Genomic DNA, 18,154 nt, shown 5'->3' on the forward strand with positions numbered 1-18,154 from the left:
ATGGATAGCCTCGGCTTCAAGACCGCAAAAGCATTTAGCCTCAGAGTTCGGTTTAAGAGTTAGTGTAATAAGTGATGCTGTCTGGTGAGACTTTACTATTTTAAAGCCTTCCCAGAATGACGATAGGAAAGTATGATTCGGCATGAAAACGGTAGTTTGTGTATGATTTTTGTTTGGCGACTAAACCATATCACTTACTACCGTTTTTGTTTTTAGTTCCCGCTAATCCGCGATGAACCATAAAAAAGCTTAGCTTTCATAAGAAAAGCTAAGCTTCATTTTCAATCGTTCTTTTACTAAGTCAGAGGCTTAGTAGAGTGGCATTTCATCTGCTACGAACGGGTTTGATGCGCGCTCACGGCCGAATGTCGATTCAGGGCCATGACCCGGAACGAATGTTACGTCACTGCCTAGTGGCCAAAGCTTAGTCTTGACTGAAGCGATAAGTGTATTGAAATCACCTTGTGGGAAATCAGTACGGCCAATTGCACCGTTAAACAACACATCACCAACAAACGCTAAACGAGCTTGCTCGCTGAACAGTACAACGTGACCTGGCGTGTGGCCCGGCGTGTGAATCACATCGATAACTTGGTTACCAAAAGTCACTTTGTCGCCCTCTTCTAACCAAGTGTTTGGTTCAAAGGCTTTACACAAAGGGAAACCAAACATCTGGCTTTGATTCTCTAGGCCTTGCAACCAGAAGTTATCAGCCTTATGTGGGCCAACAATATTCACCTTCAAGATCTCAGCAAGAGGCACAGTGCCACCTACATGGTCTAAGTGACCGTGCGTCAATACCAAGTTCACCACTTTAACACCCAGTTCTTCGATGATAGCGGCTAGTTGTTGAACGTCACCACCCGGATCGACAACGATGCCTTCCATGGTTTCATCACACCACACAATCGAGCAGTTTTGAGCGAAAGAGGTAACAGGTACAACTTGATACTTAAGAGACATATACAAACCTTAGAGGGCAAACTGAAATTTGGGCAAACTATGACATTGGATGTCTACTTTGACAAGTGCCTACCGTATTGCCCTTCAACTCAGTTTAGCTTTACCAACTGCGTACAGGACCTGTGTCAATATGGATAAAGTTGCTACGCGCATAATAACCAACACCACCCGCGTTCAGGCTTTTGGCTACGTCTCTCAGCTCCTTTAAATCAACACCATCGATACGAAAATCGATCGCTTTTCCAAGCATGTGGTAGCTCTTTTTCGCAACCCCACTCGACTTAGATCGTAATGCTTCGTTTGTCGCCGGTGAACGGTAACCAGAGATGATCTGAACTTCTTTTTGAATACCCAAGATATTTTGGATCTGAGTGATCTGATCAAAGAGGTTCTTATCCATTGGGTGGATTTCATTGCGGCGGAAGTCTCGACATAACTTACTAAGGCGTGCCATCTCGTCACCAACATAGTTAGTGCCATCGAAATAACAAGTCTCTAATCGTTCACCAGTGTGAAGATTGTTCATGCTAATCGTTCTTGGTTGATCAGGGTATGAAGCAAAAGCGACAGAAGGAGTAAGAGAGGCGACAACAGCAGTACCACCAGCGTAAGTCAGAAACTGACGGCGTGAAAATAAACTTTGAGACATACAGCAAAAAAACCAATTAGATCGAACGAAAAATGCACGATACATAATGGTATTTGCTGCGTCAACGTACAAAAACCACGCAAAACGTTAGTATTTGTAACCTTTGCGTGGTTAGTTATTGATACTCATTATAATTTTATCAATAGAAGCTTCGTTGTCATTTTTTGGTCAAGATCACCTTTATTGGTCGTATTTTAATCAGCCACCCTCTTTGTCATATTGGTAGATGTCGCCGCGGTACTGTATGCCGCCCTCTTCAAACAGCACGGTTTGATAGATGATATGCACAGGAATGCGCTTCTTGAGGCGAACCTTAGTATTAGGAGCAAGGTCGTCATTCTGATTTGGGGCCTTCCTTACCTTGGTCGCAAACAACAGCTCAGCCAGTTCTTCTGCGTGTTCAACACGTATACAACCTGAGCTATAGGCACGGAAGTCGTCATTAAACAGGCCTTTACTGGGTGTATCGTGCAAATAGATCGCTCGCTTATTGGGTGTGTTGAACTTGTACAAACCTAATGCGTTGCGCGAGCCCGCCTGTTGACGCATTCGATATGGGAACGAATTGAAGTTGATGGTCTGCCAATCGATCTCTGTGGTGTCGACCGTTTCCATTGAGCGCCAACCGTCAATCACTTGGAAGTTGTTCGTTTCAAGGTAGCTTTCGTCGGCTTTGACCTTAGGCAAGATGTCTTTCACCATGATTTTCCACGGCACGTTCCAAGTCGGGTTTAAGATGACTGAATCTAGGTTTATCTCTAGAAGCGGCGTTTTTCTCGATTTTCTACCGACCACAACTTTGGACTCAAAAACCTCTTCGCCACCTTCCCAATACTTCATGTCAAAACTCGGCACGTTAACAACAATGAGAGAATCTCTGTCTCTTGGCCACAAACGAACACGTTCAGCATTCAGAGCTAATGAGGTTAATCGATCATCAAAGCCCATGTTGATCCACTTGATCGTATCAGGGCCGATGATCCCATCGCCTGTAAGACCGTGCATACGCTGGAAGGACTTAATCGCCGTTTGCAGATCTCGATCGAACTCAGGAAAATCGACCGCGATCATCGAGGTATCAACGCCAACCAAGGCAATACGCTCAACAAGAATCGCTTTGTCTGAAAGCTGGTCACCCAAGCGTTTCAAGCCTTTCTGTCTGTATCGCTCAATCTTGAGTTCAGACGCCGTTTCTAACACGGAATAGGTTGCTTTGAATTGGTCAAAGTCCCCTACAGGTGGCGCGTAAGACAGCACCATCTCCAATAAGTAATCATTGGTGACACTGCTTTTCAGTCTCATCAGGATATGGGGCGAAGGCGCAGGCAGTTTGGAATGCAGCTTACCCGAGAAGTACCACTCCTTACCGGCAAGTGGCGCATTTTCAACGTAGCTTAAGTAATAAATAAAGGTGTCGGTGAGTAAGATGTCTAGCTCTTGCCATTGACCACGAGATTGGTACTGACGGATTTGCTTTAATTGTCGATCAAACAGCGGCGCCATTTGCGCTTGTTCTAACAGCGACAGTTGGAATTCAAACGCTTTAACAAGCTCCGGTGAATCCCAAAGGATAGGAAGAGAAGAGTCTTGATAAATACTCTGGGTGAGCTCTGGATAAATCAGCATAAAAGAGAGCTCTGAATCAGCCGGAATGAAACGGCCCTCGTCAGAACTCGTATAGCTCCATGCATGCACAGAAACTAACACCAATAATCCACAGAAGTATTTCGCTAACATGCTTAACTCCGTCACCAGTAATCCTATAAGTATGGCAAAGAAATGGGAGTAAGCATGTTATTTTTTAAGGGATTTTATGAATTAAATTGCACTCCAGTGATTATCCCACTGGACGGATGATTGCTGGCTTGATTTCTCATATGGCTTGCGTTGGCTCACCACACTGCCCGCTCCAGAACTGAGTCTAAACTCACCATCAAGCAGCACAGCGCCAGAAGCATCGGATAGCGCTGACAGTTCCACTAACTCTTTCGTCTCTTTAGACCAGATACCGTAGCAATTGCCTCGTGGTGAGGTAGCAATGATCCAATCATCTGACGCCGCAATACTTGCGATATAGTGATTAAACCTTGCCCATTGTTCAGGCTCCGCGTTCAGTGATTCAAACTGCCCACCTTTAGTGTGCATCGCCAACAGCGAAGGATACTCGTCCGGCTCACCGCGATATTGCTGACCACAAAGCACGGTTTCAGCGCCATCGTGGGCTAAATGTCGAATGCTTAGCTTCTTGTCCAACAACTCAACCTGATCAAGTAACACACCTTCAGGAGATACATAACTCAGGCTCGGTTGCATTGAATCCAAGTTTTTCGGTGTTCTTCCGTCAGTATGAACGCCACCAACGCCGATCGCGAGATTACCATCAGGCATGATGATCACTTCATGAGGACCAATACCAAAACCGATGAACTCTTCAACCTTACGATAGCCTTGAGCGACATCGTAAACACCAATCACACCTTGGCTGCTGTCCGTTTTACCTTCAGTGGCATACAGTAACTTGCCATCTAACGAGTAAACGCCATGACCATAGAAGTGGCGGTTGTTCCCTTTCACCACCATTTTAATCTGCTCGCCCTTTTTATAGTCGAACACCATAAAATAGTCACCAGGACGACGAGCAAACACCACGGCATGCGATGAGGTTGGACAAATAGCGACGCCATGACCACGGTCAGGGATCGGCAACTGGCTCAATGGCATGCCATATTCATCAGCAACCACTGCTGAATATTGGCCACGACCATTCAGCGCACAACCAATCAGCTGGGGATAGTTCGACGCACTCGCCCCATCCTTTCGAGTCGCACAGCCAAATGGAAGCACAGGAACAGCTGCACAACCCAGTGCAGCCTTGAGTAGCGTTCTTCGCGTAGTATCAGTCACCATCGGTAGCATTAAATCCTATTACCACGCCAAGCTCTATCGCCACTTCTTCATGAATCAGGTACTTCAAACGTTCTAGTTTGTTGTATTGAGTCAACACATCTCGGTAGCCCTCTTTACTCTGCAGTAACTCGAACAAGCTCGAATCAGTCGGCCAAGTCTCTAACGTCAATGTGAACTGGTCAGCAACACGATCAGCAAGGTCGTTTAAGCCCTTCTCTCTCAATAACCCGTCTAGGCCATTGCCATCAGCAAGGTACAAATTCTGAAGTGCCGCTACGTTTGCTTTTAGTTGAATCATCGAGGTTTGTGCACGCCATGATTCTGAGAAGTAAGGGCGCGGATGACCAATTTTTGCCATCGGACGACTCAGCTTTTTCATGCTGTAATCAAGTTGGTTGGTCAACAAAGCAATGTATTCAGATTCCCAACGCATCTCGTCCAGAGCTAACCACGGGTTTATCTGCCAAGCTTGCGCAATAGAGGCTGATTTCACCGCCAAGTTTTGTGCGATAGCTTGTGAAGATAGACAACCTGAAGCTTTGTCTTGAAGCAGTGGAGATTGCTCGTCGTACAGAGACCACTCCAATGCGCCTAGCCCTTGCACTGTCACACTCTGCTGTGCGATTTCGTCTTGCGACCAAACTTTATCTTGCTGAGTCAGTTGGCGCATTTTTAGGCCTGTGGTGTTCTTTTTGTCTGGCCAAAACTGAACATTCCAGCTCTCTTCCAGTGCCGCTGTTGGGCCTCTTTCTTGACCTTGCAGTGCCATCCAGCTGTTCATCGTGAGCTGCCACTGATTTTTCAAAGCATCCAGCTCAATATTGTTGGTTTCACAGTACCTCTGCATCAAGACTTCCAGCTCACTGGAATGTTTAGCGAACAGTACGGCTGAATCAAACTCTTGTTGATACACGCTGCGACTGATATGAGCAGTCGTGTCGGCTTGATAAGAAACACCATTAACCTCAGATGAAGCCGTTTGCTCACCCGATGATTGGCAGCCTGCCATGATTAATACCGACAAAGGCATTAACAAAAATTTATGTGTCATGCTGTTACCTTACTTCCTAATTTTTCTTTTAATTATATGAGTTCAATAAATATGAAACGACCGCTGAGCTCGTATTCCTACAAGTTCAGCGGTTATGTGCTTAAGTTAACTTATTCTTCGGGTTAACTTGTTCTGTGGGTTAACTCGACCGTTAAACGACTGAATCTCAGACCGACTATAGCGAATTCAAAAACGCCAGTAGTGCTTCACGCTCAGTGGCATTCAAAGACAGAACGTTTTGTTTCGCCATTTCTGCTTCGCCACCATGCCAAAGTACCGCTTCCATAACGTTTCTTGCACGACCGTCATGAAGCAGGAACGTATGACCATTCACTTCTTTGGTATAGCCTAATCCCCATAAAGGTGTTGTGCGCCACTCTTGGCCATTGGCAAGATACTCAGGTCGATTATCCGCTAAACCTTCACCCATATCGTGCAACAACATATCTGTATATGGGCTAATTAACTGATTAGATAATGCAGGCAGACCTTCTCGCTCAGCCGTGCGGAACTCCGCTTGGTGACAACTTTGACAGCCAACGTCTTTAAACAGTTTTTTACCTTGCACGACAGCTGGGTTATCTACGTTACGACGAATAGGTACTGCTAAGTGCTGCGAATAGAACTCCACAAAATCTAGAATGTTGTCGCTGACTTCTGGCTCACCACCATTTGGGAAATCATTACAAGTCGATTGCGCAGATGTGCAGTTTTCGTTCGGGAACAAGCTGCTTGTTAGGCCTAAGTCACCGTTAAATGCCGCCGCGTTTTGCTGCATTAGATTTGGCTGTCCGGCTTTCCAACCGAAGCGACCGAGCGCCATCTCGTTGGTTTGAACATCAAGAACATAGTTGGCTTTACCCGACACGCCCTGTTTGTCCGCCAATTGTTGCTCAGCAAATCCTAGAATCGTTTCTTTTGGAATGCTTTCAAGCAAGCCAAGGCCGATCATTGGCGGAGCAACACGAGCTGAGAATTCAGTTTTAGGGTGCATCTCACCGAACGCAAGCTCAGTAATTTTTAAAGTGGGTTTACGCAGAGTAACGACTGTGCCGTCTTTGAATTCAACAGGAACATCGGTGTAACTGATGTTCACTTTACCCTCTGGTTTGACACCTTGAAGAGCGAAATCTTGTAGCTGACCGCCGTAGGTCGGTTCTGGAATACCACCATCACGAATAAAGGCTTGTCTCTGCTCTGGCGTTTCAGTCGGAATACTTAAACGAACCAACATGGATACTGCGTTGTCATCGCCTTTTTCTGGCGCGTGACCACGACCATCTTTGATGTGGCAGTTTTGGCATCCGTTGGTATTAAATAGTGGTCCTAATCCATCACGAGCATCAGTTGATGACGGTGCGGGAACCCAAGGGTTTCTAAAGAAGCTGTTACCTACGCTGAAATCCAAGCGTTTGCTCATAGGTAGGTTGGCTGCGGGAAGAGAAAAAGCGTTCGCTCCCTCTTTCTTCACGGTCGTTTTGCCACCAGAGTAGGTTTCATGAGCGTGTAATGGAGATACGAAAAACAGTGCGGTTAATAGTGAGGCTGAGAGATACGACTTCATACATTGCCTTGCTGTGTTTTTGATTTTAGTTTTTTTTTGGGAGTGACTTTCTTGAGTAGCAAACAATTAAGGGCTCAATGAGAGCCCTTACATTAGTTTTGGCTTCGGGTTCTTAGAACTCGTGATCAGCCGTGTCTGGGTTTAGGCTATCAATACCAATCACACCCGCAGCACGCTCAATTGCAGCAGTTTGAGACACTAGCGCAACAATTGTTTTGTTTACTAGCGCGTTACCTGCAGCGTTGTCAGCAGCGATTAGCTGATCGAAGTGCTGGTTGTTTTTCTCTGCAGACGTTACTAGCTCGCCTACTTGTGCACGTGCTAGGTCAAACTGCTTTTGGATCTCTTTCGCAGCTTGCTCATCTTTTTGCTCTACTAGGTCAAATAGGCTTGGACCTGAAAGTAGAGTGCCGTCTTCACGCTTGTATAGACCCGTGTAAACGTTGTAGATGCCTTGCTCGTTGTAGTAGTGAGAGTTGTGCGTGTTATCAGAGAAACAATCGTGCTCATCTTCCGTTGAGTTCGCTTCTAGTGCTACCTTCATACGCTCGCCCGCTAGCTCACCTAGAGACAGTGAACCCATGCCGAATAGCATTTTACGTAGGCCATTCTCGCTAGATTCAGAAAGAAGCTCTTGACGGTAGTTGCCTTTCTCGCCTTCAGCCCACTGCTTTTCCATCCACTCTAGGTCTTGGATAAGTAGCTCAGCTGATGCTTTTAGGTATGCGCCACGACGGTCACAGTTACCATTAGTACACTCAGCGCCAACAACGAAGTCAGTGTAAGCACGCTCACCTGCGCCGCTGTTAGTGCCGTTTAAATCTTGGCCCCAAAGTAGGAATTCAATCGCGTGGTAGCCAGAGGCTACGTTCGCTTCAGAACCACCGATCTCATTAAGGTCTGCGATTAGCTCAGGGGTGATGTTTGTTGCGTCAACAGTTGTCTGACCAATTTGGAAAGTCTTGTTCGCAACGATGTTTGCGCTAGCGCCTTCGTTACCAAGCTCATATTGGTAATCAGAAGAAACGTAGTCGATAAGGCCTTCATCTAGTGGCCATGCGTTTAATTGGCCTTCCCAATCATCAACAACAACGTTACCAAAGCGGAACACTTCAGATTGTTGGTAAGGAACACGAGACTCAAGCCAAGCTTGTTTTACTTGTTCGAAGTTGCCAGCAGAAGGAGAAGCTAAGAAGGTATCAATAGAAGAGTTCAACGCTTTTGCTGTGATTACTGAATCGGCAAACACTGCATGAGCAATATCTGCATAATGTTCTACAACTTGATCTTGAGTTACTGCTGCGAAAGAAGAAGCAGAGGCAAAAATGAGTGACGAAGTTACGGCTTTTGTCACTAAAGATTTAATGGTCATGAAGCATCCTTGTTGAGCTTTAAATTATTATTCGTAGTAATAGTGCAAACCATTATCATTTACACTACGGATTTGAATAATACAAACTTACAATTTTATTGCAAGATAAATACAAAAAAACCTCACATTAGTGAGGTCTTTGAACATTTTTGTGTTATACGCAACAAAGTCGGCTAATCAGATATCCAGATTATGCTTACCGTGTGAGACTTTGGCCTTCAAGTAACTTTCGTTACCCGACTTAATGTGAGCTGAGGTGTTCACCACTTCTGCAATCTCAATACCAAACTCTTTAAGTTCATTGATTTTCTTAGGATTATTGGTCACTAAGCGAATTTTTGTGGTACCCAAAGCACGTAGCATTTCTGCCGCTTCAGTGAAATCACGTAAATCGTCGCCAAAACCTAAGTGGTTATTCGCTTCGTAAGTGTTCATCCCTTCGCTTTGGAGACGGTACGCATCAATCTTGTTATATAGACCAATACCACGACCTTCTTGGCGTAGATAAAGAATCACACCGCCCGTTTCACCCATGATTCTAATGGTTTCGTCCAGTTGCTCACCGCAATCACAACGAGAAGAATGGAAAACATCACCAGTAAGACACTCAGAGTGCATACGAACAAGAGGTATGTCTTGTGTCTTGTCTGCTGATTTAAATATTACAGCCACATGCTCTTTATCTGTTTTCAACCCATGAAAAGACAGAAGTTCAGCATCGATACTGCTTGTTACCCCTACTTTGAAATCTATTCTGGCACGCACTTCCGCCATAGCTATACTCACTTGAAAATTCAATGTATTTAACGACACTACAGGATATGTCTAGGCAATATTTTGTAGTGGACTATCTAATGATAGACACTATGAGGCTGTTAACAATTTTTTTCAAGGTCGACCACGAACAAATTGTTATAATATAACAATTTATTTTTCAGATAAGAAAAAACCCCACATTGAGGTGGTCAATGTGGGGTTATAAATTAATCACTTGCGACTAAGACTGTGTTTTTACAGAACGCTCAACTTACTTGAGTTTGCTTCCAAATGACAAGCTGAACCCAAGCATTTTCTAATTCAGTGAGCTCTTCTTGCGTAAGTGTAGAAATGCTCGACTTCGCACTGTATTTTTCTGCCCACTTGTCTGACTGGACATGAGTATGGAACTCTTTCTTTAAATTTGAGATTACGTTATCCACAGATACATCCTTATATAACAGTGCTTAGCCTTTATAATCCTTTAATGTTACAAAATACAGGTCAATTGGTAAACAGTAATACACATTTTTTATGAGCCCTTTCTAACACTTTTTACTGATAAATATATAAATAAGAGAAATAATAGGCTTGGTAGAAGCCAAAGTAATAGGTTTGAGGCGCTCATTGCTGGCTTATAAAGCACAAACTCGCCAAATCGCTCTGTCATATATTGAGTGATTTCATTATTACTCTTCCCATCTTTCACCATATTAAACACAACAAGACGTAAATCTTTTGCTATCGGCGAGTTCGATTCAATCAGGTTTTGATTCTGACATTGAGGGCAACGCAGCGTTTTTGCCAAGCTAATAGCACGCTGCTGTTGATCCGGGCTTTCAAACTCAAACAGCTCAACCTGAATGCTTGTCTCTTTATTACTGGCTGTAAACAACTCTTCTGCCATGGTTGGAAAGCTAATAGCAATAACTGCAGACAAGATTACGACGAGCTGTATTAAAGACTTCATCATCCAATCTCACCATCAAAATACATGGCAAGTTCATTTTGCCATACGGATTCATTAATCACACCCAGTAGCTTCTTAATGATTTGGCCGTCAGCGTCAACCAAGTATGTCTCCGGCGTACCGATGACCCCTAACTCCAAGGCCAACTTCCCCTGAGGATCGCTAATGACTTTTGAATATGGGTTTCCATCACTCGACAACACATTAATAGCGGCAGCTGAGTTATCTCGGTAATTAAGACCAACAATAGGAATGCCTTTATCGTGGAGTTTGAGCAAAAAGGCGTGTTCGGTTTTGCAGATACCACACCATGACGCCCATACATTAACCAACTGGTAAGGGTGCTCAGTAATATCCGTTCGCGTTAGCTCTTGTTGCCCTCTGATGCCTTCGCTATTGGCTAACGCTGCCGATGTAAATTCAGGAAACGATCTTTGTTGCGTCGATACTGTGGTGGTTTGTTGCTTGCTATCAAGCGCGAACAAAAACGCCAACACCACGATCAGTGCCAATACAATAAGCGTGATGAGTTTGTTACGAACGCTGGTATTCATACTGTGACGCCTTAACGGTTTTCTTTTTACGATAAATCAATGAGAGCAACGCACCTAAAGCAGAGATCAATCCACCGAACCAAATCCAACGAGCATAAGCCTTATATTGAACGCGAAATGCGTAAGCGGTTGAGTCCACTTTTTCACCCATGGTGATATACACGTCGCCATGCCAGAACCACTTCATTGCCGGCTCACTCATGTTCATGACTCGAACTTGGTAATGTCTTCTTTCTGGTGTGATGTAAAAGCTCCGTTCATTAGCCTCTAGGTCAAGCACTGCCCTTTCAGCAGTAAAGTTCGATGCAACATAAAGCTCAGTATCACGATGAGAAAGCGTCCAGTCCATAAACTCAACCTGTTCTCCGGGGCTCAATTTATAGCTGCGTTCAAACGAATGGTAGCTATTCATCGCGGCACCTACGGCTAATACTGCGACACCCACATGTGCGAATGTCATTACCCATACTTTGCGTTGGAATTTGGAACTGTGCGTGACCGCTAGACCATAAACATGAGTCAGTACAACCCAAAACGCGAGAGCCCACGTCACCAGTGCCATGACTTGAATCTTCTCTACTTGCACAACATAGCAGGTAAACCCGAGACCAATAGATAGCAGAGCGATTGACGCCATAACGCCTTTCGACGCTTGGGGTTTGATGCTGAGCAATGGAGCAAGGCCAACAACGCCCATTGCAAGCAAAGCTAACGGTGAGATTAGCAGGTTAAAGTAAGGTGCGCCTACCGATATATTTCCAAGACCTAACAGCTCAAACACCATTGGATAGAAGGTACCGAACACCACAACCGCCGTTGCCAAAACGAAGATGAGTACGGCAACTAAACTCAAAAAGCTTTTACTGGCAAAGCGTGTGATTGGGCTCGATTCGAAAGATTCACCACGCACAATAAGCAGAGAAAACGAACTCACCAATACCACGACTAAGATCAGCAAAAGTGCGATACCTTTACTTGGGTCAACCGCAAAGGCGTGTACTGAAGTGAGCACGCCAGAGCGAACAATAAAGGTGCCGAGAATACTTAAACAAAACGTAATGAAGGCAAGGCTCAGAGACCACTTCAACAGTTGTTGCTTGCCCTTGGCAACACCTAAGGTATGTAACAAAGCGGTAGAAGTGAGCCAAGGTAACAAGCTCGCGTTCTCAACAGGATCCCAGAACCACCAGCCGCCCCAACCTAATTCGTAATATGCCCACCAAGAACCAAGAATGATCCCCGCAGTTAAGAAGATCCAAGCAACTAAACACCAGCTTCGACAATGAGCGACCCAATCAAACTCGATCGGATCCACCAATAGCGCTGCGACTGCAAAGGCCAGTACAACCGAAAACCCTACGTAACCTAGATAAAGTAATGGCGGATGGAATATCAAACCGACATCTTGCAGCATTGGATTAAGGTCTCGCCCTTCAAGCGGCAAGGTTGAATTCAGTTCAAATGGGTTGGATGCAAATAACGTAAACCAAGCGAATATCGCGAGTAATACATTCATCACCCACAGCACGCGGCTTTGATATTCTCTTGAGTAGCGTTTTTGCAGAGCGATAACACCGGACCAACAGCTGATGGTCAGTACCCAAAATAACAATGAGCCTTCATGCCCTGCCCACACGGCGGCCATTTTAAAAAAGGGAGGTAACTGTGTATTAGAATGTTCCGCGACATACAGAATAGAGAAGTCATCACTGATAAAGGCATAGCCAAGCAGAATAATAGCGCCAATTGAAAATAGTGCGCTTGAGAGAGAGAAACTACGGATTAAACCTAGATTCGGTGATTGCTTGGCGAGCATTGGGTAAATCGAATGCACAGCGATAATGCTGCTAAGAACAGCGACCAAAACTAAACTAAACAGCCCCAAAGAACCGATCATATCACCTCAATAAGGCTCCACTTAAGCAGAGCCAAGTAAAACCGTTGTTAGCTTCTTTACGCAAAGAAACAGAGAATGAGTAAGCAGATGCTCAGTATCCAGCACCTGCTTACTAACAAACTTGAGCAGAATTAAGCGAGTGTTAATTGCCCAGCATAAAGGACAAAGGTTCGTAGCATTAACACGCCCATTAAGCTCAAAGACGTCACGGAAAAGATATACACCGAACTATGACGAATAGAGTCTGGCGTGACGGCATTGAGTAACAAGGGTAAAACCATGCCCACTCCAATAACGCCGTACCAGAACCAACTTGCCCAGAAGCCGCTGCCAATTGCATTCCACACTGCTTGTTCGCTTTGTCCACCAGCAAATACCAGCCCAGTAAAGAAAGTCACCAGAACAAACAACTCGAACATGACAACCGGACGCTCAAATCCATGAATCCAAGAAACACTGATGCTGTGTGGCGATTCTTTGAAGACCAAAACGCCAAACAAAATACACGCAGCAGCCCCCGAAGATAAACTCGAGAATAAGAATAGAATCGGCAGCACTGGGTTATTCAGCATTGGGAAGGTATTTAACGCCGAAAGCAGGAAGCCAGTGTAAGCGGCAAGCATCAGAGCAAGAATAGCTAAGAATATTTCCAAAGCATTTTCAAACACCTCTATTTTGCCAATCCAATTTCCGACAAAATCGAGTCGTCCTTTTAACCAAGCTTGGTCACTCAAGAACACAACGATTTGATCTCGGAATATAATGCCGATCCAAAGGAATAAGATCACCATATATACTTGGAATAAGATCACACCCATCGACATCACAGACGTTGGGTTATAGAAGATCATGATCTTCCAAAAGGATAACGGCTTTGTTAGGTGGAAGACCAAGATCAACAGACCTGAAATGATCCCAAATGGCGCAAGAAAAGCGGTCGCCTTTAACACACCATTATGAGCAGGATCGCCTTCAATGACCTTTCGTTTAAGGTAAATGGAAATCATGACGGCACCCGCCGACATCCCCGCCAGAAATAGATAAATAGCTATAATCCAGTCCCATACCACGGTACCAGACTGAAAAGCTGTGTCCCATGCACTCATAATCAAATCTCCCCTTTTTGGTGTGGCACTTTATAGAGTTTTGGCTGAGTCCCTAGGTAGGCTTTATCTCTGTAAACCACTTCCGATTGAAGCACTTGGTTTATCTCACTCTTAGGGTCGTTCAGGTCGCCAAATATCAGCGCATTGGTTGGGCAAGATTCAACACAAGCAGGTAACTTCCCTTGAGCCAAGTTAGTATCACGGCAGAAGTTACATTTATCAGCGGATTTATTCTCTGGGTGGAAAAAGCGCACTTGATATGGACAAGCTAATAAGCAGTAACCACAACCCACACACTTCTCTTTGTGCACATCAACAATGCCGGTTTTCTCGTCTTTGTAGGCTGCACCCGTTGGGCAAACCATCACACACGGAGCATTATCACAATGTTGGCAAGAGTTACGGGTAAAACGGTAATCAACATTTGGATATTCGCCTTGAGGTTCACTCTTAATGATCTCTAAGCGTGATACACCCTCTGGCACTTTATTTACTTCACGACACGCTTCAGTACAGGCAGTGCAACCGATACATGCGGTCTCATCATGAACCATTCCGTAGCGCTTCGTGCCATCTTCCTGAACATTAGCCAACGTTTTACGGCTTGTTACCGCCGCCGTTCCTGCAACACCAGTCGTAAAGATCACAGCGCCTGCGCCAGCTAAAAAGTTTCTTCTTGAGCAGCTCATAGATTACTCCCCTTCTTTCTTCTGGTTGAAGTCTGAATGGCAATCCACGCACAGCTTAATGGTTTGCTTTTTATCTAAGCTCAGCACCTTAGCTTCGGTCGCATGAACATCATGGCAGTTTGAACACGTTAAGTTCTGTGCGTGAACATCGTGAGTCCAGCTCGCTTCACGCAGATCATCCGGTTTATGACAATCTATACATTGGCTATTGGCGTCTAAAATTAAGCTAGGATCGAGGAAGACCTTTTCAGTTCCTTGCTGTGATTGGGCCGCGCGATACTTCACCACTTCAGGTGCACCTTCACGGTGATCGGGGCCGATAGAGGTATGACAATCGGTACAATTCACTTCACGACCAAGTAAAGCGTGTGCGCTCTTACCATGTGAACCCAATATCGTTTCTTTGGAATCTTTGTGGCATTGAACACACTTGTAGTCTTTGTCGCGGATTAATTCGACTTCATGTCTTGTTGATTCTCCTACTGGCGTAACAGCAGGCTCAGCAACAGCATGAATGGAATAACCATAGAGGCAGAATGCTAGAAGGGATTTAAGCATTATGACTATGGCCAATTTAATATTGCCCATTTTATCCTTTCCTTATACCGGCATTATTTAACTCTCAACTAAATAATATTCCGGTTAAACAAAAGTACCCTTAAACGATATTATTAACGTTTAAATGATATCAATTCTTATTTTGGATAAGCCACAACGCTTTCTATATTTAGAATATACCTCTAATTGGGTAATGCGAAATTTACAAAGGTTAATATGTGAACATAATCACCCTATTTATCACAAGGGCATAGCATGTAATTGCTTGTTATATTTGATAATAATTATCACTTAAACTTCCCTCCACTAGCTAGCATATACCCCTTTAGGGTTATATAAACTTCAACGTGATTAAAGTCACTGCCATTAATTGATCTAAAACAAGCAAACTTCCGACACGTAACAAAATGTGTTTATTTATGAATTAATATAAACAGGAATTCTCCAGTTCTTAATTTGAATAGCAAACTCACAACGCTTGGTATAAAAATCAGTATATTGGAGATATCACTGTGAAAAAGCACTGGATACGTAATTCCGTCACAGCACTATTAATGGTTAGCGCATCACTAGCAAGCGCGACCAGTTTTGCTGCGTCTGAACAAAAAGAAATTGGTGATCCTCGTAACGACCAGTTCGAGCAAAACCATCCTGATCAATATCACTCATGGAGACAAACGTCAGAAAGTGAAACTATTGAAGATGCGCTAAAAGAAGATCCAAACATGGTGATCATGTGGGCTGGCTATGGGTTCGCAAAAGACTACAACAAAGCGCGCGGCCACTTTTATGCGATTGACGATGTAAGACAGACCTTGCGTACTGGCGGTCCGACTGACGAAAGCTCAGGTCCAATGCCAATGGCGTGTTGGAGCTGTAAGAGCCCAGACGTTGCTCGTGTTATTGAAGAACGCGGTGAAGACGGCTACTTCGAAGGTAAGTGGGCACGTCTTGGTAACGAGATCGTCAACCCTATTGGTTGTGCTGACTGTCATGACACCCAAAGCGATGAGTTCAAAAACGGCGAGCCAGCATTGAAAGTGACGCGCCCTTATGTTGAACGCGCTTTCGAAGCGATTGGTAAAAAGTTTGATGAACAGAGCCGTTTAGACCAACAAGCTTCAGTTTGTGCACAATGCCACGTGGAATACTACTTCACCGGCCCAACCAAAGGCGTGAAATTCCCTTGGGACAAAGGGACACGTGTTGAGCAAATGGAAGAGTACTACGATGACATCAACTTTAAGGATTGGACGCACAAGGTCTCTAAAGCGCCAATGCTAAAAGCGCAGCACCCTGGCTATGAAACATGGCGTGAAGGTATTCACGGTAAGAACAAAGTCGTTTGTGCTGACTGTCATATGCCTAAAGTCACCAAAGAAGACGGCACAGTTTACACCGACCATAAAGTGGGTAACCCGTTTGACCGCTTCGAAGATACGTGTGCTAACTGTCATACTCAATCGAAAGAGACCATGCGTAACATCGTTTCAAGCCGTAAAGCTCAAGTGCTAAACATGAAGCTGACAGCTGAGAAACAAATCGTTGCCGCTCACTTTGAAGCTGGCGCGGCATGGGAAGCGGGTGCAACAGAGCAAGAGATGGAGCCAATCCTACTGGATATTCGTCACGCTCAATGGCGTTGGGACTACGCAATCGCGTCTCATGGTGTTCACATGCATGCACCAGAAGTTGCGCTTGAGGTTCTAGGTACTGCCGTTGACCGTGCAGCCGATGCTCGTACTAAGATCATTCGTCTACTCGCGAAGAAAGGTATCACCGACCCTATCGAAATTCCTGATATCTCGACCAAAGAAGCGGCTCAAAAAGCGCTGGGAATGGACATGGATAAGATGAACGCTGAGAAACAACACTTCTTAGACACGGTTGTTCCTAAGTGGGAAGAGCAAGCTGAAAAACGTGAAGCGAACTACGAATACTAGTTTCTTCAAATAGACCATAACAACAAAACCAGTCACACTATTATTGTGTGGCTGGTTTTTTAGGTTTTGGAGGAATACACATCAATACCTACCTCCGATCTACTCGCCAATTCAAGGAATAAACAATGAAAACCTTATTTTCACTTTCAGCATTGTGCGTTGCACTGTTAAGTTCTGGCGTTCATGCGTCTGAGCGCGCAGACATAGGTTGGGATTTAATTGAGAAAGGTGCAATGGTAGTTGATGTCAGAACACCTGAGGAGTTCAAACAAGGGCATCTCGACAACGCCATTAACTACCCACTATCCGAGGTCGCAACTCATTTCGCAAGCATAGATAAAGACCAACCGATTGTCTTGTATTGCCGTAGTGGTAACCGCTCAGGGCAAGCTTATCAATTCTTGCGAGCTCAAGGGTTTACTCAAATCCACAACGCAGGTGGCTTGATTGAGATGCAGGAAAGCAAATAGCTAAAAACAAACGATTAACGACTAGCGATTATGCCAAGCTTAACGGATCATCTGTTTGGCTTGGTTGATCGAATGAATAATTGAGACACGATCAATTCCCTTCTGATTAGAGTCGAGAATTTGAGTCCAAGCATCGATCGCTTGTTGATAGCGCATACTGATGAAGTGATCGGTCGCGATTAACATCAAGGCTGTTCGATCGTTCGGATCAAGATCCATAGATTGTTCTAGCAGTCTGTTTACTTCATCACTCATCGCTTGTGAACCGAGGTAATAAAGTGCGGTGGCTTTAGCGGAATACAAGCCTGAAGGTGCTTGAGGATCTAAACGAATCGCGTAATCGTAGCAGGTAAACGCCGCATCAAACTCCCCTTTCTGCATATAAACACCACCAAGCTTAAACCATAAATCAGATTGATTCGGGTCTTGCTTAAGGCTTTGTTGCAACTCATCTTGGAAATCTGTTGTGGTGTAACTTGCGTTGTCACTGGAAGGAGGCTGAGGCAGCTCTTGCTTCATTTGAAACCAGATAATGCCACTGAGTAGCACTGCGGTGAGTGATATAAGAAGGTTCCCCTTAAGGCTACTACTGTTTTTGTTTGATGCAACGACAATCACCACCAAAAATAGGCTCATCAATAACAAAGCAACCAGTAACCAGATATCCATTTTACTCTCCCTTTTTATCCGCCCATTCACTCTACC

18 protein-coding genes are annotated in these 18,154 nt (G+C 44.7%); 2 read left to right on the forward strand and 16 right to left on the reverse strand.

The genetic code is table 11. The annotated features are described in order from the left end of the window. Positions 1-309 precede the first annotated feature (309 nt). The 15 genes from L1D22_RS18905 to nrfB all read right to left on the reverse strand — a co-directional run bounded on the left by L1D22_RS18905 (position 310) and on the right by nrfB (position 15,066). Positions 310-963: an MBL fold metallo-hydrolase gene (locus L1D22_RS18905; RefSeq protein WP_239830852.1), complete on the reverse strand. Its 654-nt coding sequence runs from the start codon at positions 961-963 to the stop codon at positions 310-312. Between the two features lie 100 nt (positions 964-1,063). After that, entirely contained in the window at positions 1,064-1,612 is a 549-nt protein-coding gene (locus tag L1D22_RS18910; protein ID WP_239830853.1) for a YcbK family protein, read from the reverse strand. 198 nt (positions 1,613-1,810) lie between these two features. After that, entirely contained in the window at positions 1,811-3,349 is a 1,539-nt protein-coding gene (locus L1D22_RS18915) for a L,D-transpeptidase family protein (protein WP_239830854.1), read from the reverse strand. 81 nt (positions 3,350-3,430) lie between these two features. Beyond that, positions 3,431-4,519: a DUF1513 domain-containing protein gene (locus tag L1D22_RS18920; protein WP_239830855.1), complete on the reverse strand. Its 1,089-nt coding sequence runs from the start codon at positions 4,517-4,519 to the stop codon at positions 3,431-3,433. Continuing rightward, positions 4,509-5,570 (reverse strand): imelysin family protein, encoded by a 1,062-nt coding sequence (locus L1D22_RS18925; protein ID WP_239830856.1) that lies wholly within the window; start codon positions 5,568-5,570, stop codon positions 4,509-4,511. The genes L1D22_RS18920 and L1D22_RS18925 overlap by 11 nt, the downstream gene beginning before the upstream one ends. A gap of 175 nt (positions 5,571-5,745) precedes the next feature. After that, complete coding sequence (locus tag L1D22_RS18930; RefSeq protein ID WP_239830857.1) at positions 5,746-7,134, reverse strand: di-heme oxidoredictase family protein; 1,389 nt, start codon at positions 7,132-7,134, stop codon at positions 5,746-5,748. A gap of 112 nt (positions 7,135-7,246) precedes the next feature. Then, positions 7,247-8,506 (reverse strand): imelysin family protein, encoded by a 1,260-nt coding sequence (locus tag L1D22_RS18935; RefSeq protein ID WP_176680959.1) that lies wholly within the window; start codon positions 8,504-8,506, stop codon positions 7,247-7,249. A gap of 177 nt (positions 8,507-8,683) precedes the next feature. After that, positions 8,684-9,280, reverse strand: coding sequence for a GTP cyclohydrolase II (ribA, locus tag L1D22_RS18940; RefSeq protein ID WP_032500341.1), 597 nt, complete (start codon positions 9,278-9,280; stop codon positions 8,684-8,686). A gap of 248 nt (positions 9,281-9,528) precedes the next feature. Next, on the reverse strand, positions 9,529-9,705 hold the full coding sequence (locus L1D22_RS18945) for a hypothetical protein (RefSeq protein WP_176680958.1): 177 nt from the start codon (positions 9,703-9,705) through the stop codon (positions 9,529-9,531). An 89-nt stretch (positions 9,706-9,794) separates the two neighbouring features. After that, entirely contained in the window at positions 9,795-10,235 is a 441-nt protein-coding gene (gene nrfF / locus L1D22_RS18950; protein ID WP_239830858.1) for a heme lyase NrfEFG subunit NrfF, read from the reverse strand. Continuing rightward, positions 10,232-10,786, reverse strand: a complete 555-nt coding sequence (locus tag L1D22_RS18955) for a DsbE family thiol:disulfide interchange protein (protein WP_239830859.1) — start codon at positions 10,784-10,786, stop codon at positions 10,232-10,234. Before L1D22_RS18955 ends, nrfF begins: the two co-directional genes overlap by 4 nt. Beyond that, complete coding sequence (locus L1D22_RS18960) at positions 10,767-12,683, reverse strand: heme lyase CcmF/NrfE family subunit (RefSeq protein ID WP_239830860.1); 1,917 nt, start codon at positions 12,681-12,683, stop codon at positions 10,767-10,769. Before L1D22_RS18960 ends, L1D22_RS18955 begins: the two co-directional genes overlap by 20 nt. Before the next feature lie 131 nt (positions 12,684-12,814). Beyond that, complete coding sequence (gene nrfD, locus L1D22_RS18965) at positions 12,815-13,789, reverse strand: cytochrome c nitrite reductase subunit NrfD (protein ID WP_239830861.1); 975 nt, start codon at positions 13,787-13,789, stop codon at positions 12,815-12,817. 2 nt (positions 13,790-13,791) lie between these two features. Beyond that, on the reverse strand, positions 13,792-14,478 hold the full coding sequence (gene nrfC / locus L1D22_RS18970) for a cytochrome c nitrite reductase Fe-S protein (protein ID WP_017632059.1): 687 nt from the start codon (positions 14,476-14,478) through the stop codon (positions 13,792-13,794). 3 nt (positions 14,479-14,481) lie between these two features. Then, positions 14,482-15,066 carry a cytochrome c nitrite reductase pentaheme subunit gene (gene nrfB / locus L1D22_RS18975; protein ID WP_123301150.1) on the reverse strand — a complete coding sequence of 195 codons (585 nt, stop codon included), beginning with the start codon at positions 15,064-15,066 and terminating at the stop codon, positions 14,482-14,484. Positions 15,067-15,548: 482 nt separating this feature from the next. On the opposite strand from nrfB, the gene nrfA reads away from it, so the two are divergent. Together nrfA and L1D22_RS18985 are read left to right on the forward strand one after the other, a co-directional pair. Next, a complete protein-coding gene (gene nrfA / locus L1D22_RS18980; protein WP_239830862.1) occupies positions 15,549-16,979 on the forward strand; it encodes an ammonia-forming nitrite reductase cytochrome c552 subunit in 1,431 nt (476 codons plus the stop codon). 125 nt (positions 16,980-17,104) lie between these two features. Further along, positions 17,105-17,449: a rhodanese-like domain-containing protein gene (locus L1D22_RS18985; protein ID WP_239830863.1), complete on the forward strand. Its 345-nt coding sequence runs from the start codon at positions 17,105-17,107 to the stop codon at positions 17,447-17,449. 39 nt (positions 17,450-17,488) lie between these two features. On the opposite strand, the gene L1D22_RS18990 is transcribed toward L1D22_RS18985, so the two are convergent. Further along, positions 17,489-18,118, reverse strand: a complete 630-nt coding sequence (locus tag L1D22_RS18990) for a tetratricopeptide repeat protein (protein WP_239830864.1) — start codon at positions 18,116-18,118, stop codon at positions 17,489-17,491. Positions 18,119-18,154 lie beyond the last annotated feature (36 nt).

The organism is Vibrio sp. Isolate34, from assembly GCF_022397915.1.
Taxonomy (GTDB): domain Bacteria; phylum Pseudomonadota; class Gammaproteobacteria; order Enterobacterales; family Vibrionaceae; genus Vibrio.

Excerpts from the sequence above, each read along its gene's own strand:
- nrfD (WP_239830861.1), bottom strand. The coding sequence starts at position 13,789 with ATGAGTGCATGGGACACAGCTTTTCAGTCTGGTACCGTGGTATGGGAC.
- L1D22_RS18935 (WP_176680959.1), bottom strand. The coding sequence starts at position 8,506 with ATGACCATTAAATCTTTAGTGACAAAAGCCGTAACTTCGTCACTCATT.
- L1D22_RS18925 (WP_239830856.1), bottom strand. The coding sequence starts at position 5,570 with ATGACACATAAATTTTTGTTAATGCCTTTGTCGGTATTAATCATGGCA.
- L1D22_RS18990 (WP_239830864.1), bottom strand. The coding sequence starts at position 18,118 with ATGGATATCTGGTTACTGGTTGCTTTGTTATTGATGAGCCTATTTTTG.
- nrfC (WP_017632059.1), bottom strand. The coding sequence starts at position 14,478 with ATGAGCTGCTCAAGAAGAAACTTTTTAGCTGGCGCAGGCGCTGTGATC.
- nrfF (WP_239830858.1), bottom strand. The coding sequence starts at position 10,235 with ATGATGAAGTCTTTAATACAGCTCGTCGTAATCTTGTCTGCAGTTATT.
- ribA (WP_032500341.1), bottom strand. The coding sequence starts at position 9,280 with ATGGCGGAAGTGCGTGCCAGAATAGATTTCAAAGTAGGGGTAACAAGC.
- nrfB (WP_123301150.1), bottom strand. The coding sequence starts at position 15,066 with ATGGGCAATATTAAATTGGCCATAGTCATAATGCTTAAATCCCTTCTA.
- L1D22_RS18915 (WP_239830854.1), bottom strand. The coding sequence starts at position 3,349 with ATGTTAGCGAAATACTTCTGTGGATTATTGGTGTTAGTTTCTGTGCAT.
- L1D22_RS18930 (WP_239830857.1), bottom strand. The coding sequence starts at position 7,134 with ATGAAGTCGTATCTCTCAGCCTCACTATTAACCGCACTGTTTTTCGTA.
- L1D22_RS18920 (WP_239830855.1), bottom strand. The coding sequence starts at position 4,519 with ATGGTGACTGATACTACGCGAAGAACGCTACTCAAGGCTGCACTGGGT.
- L1D22_RS18955 (WP_239830859.1), bottom strand. The coding sequence starts at position 10,786 with ATGAATACCAGCGTTCGTAACAAACTCATCACGCTTATTGTATTGGCA.
- L1D22_RS18985 (WP_239830863.1), top strand. The coding sequence starts at position 17,105 with ATGAAAACCTTATTTTCACTTTCAGCATTGTGCGTTGCACTGTTAAGT.
- L1D22_RS18905 (WP_239830852.1), bottom strand. The coding sequence starts at position 963 with ATGTCTCTTAAGTATCAAGTTGTACCTGTTACCTCTTTCGCTCAAAAC.
- L1D22_RS18960 (WP_239830860.1), bottom strand. The coding sequence starts at position 12,683 with ATGATCGGTTCTTTGGGGCTGTTTAGTTTAGTTTTGGTCGCTGTTCTT.
- L1D22_RS18910 (WP_239830853.1), bottom strand. The coding sequence starts at position 1,612 with ATGTCTCAAAGTTTATTTTCACGCCGTCAGTTTCTGACTTACGCTGGT.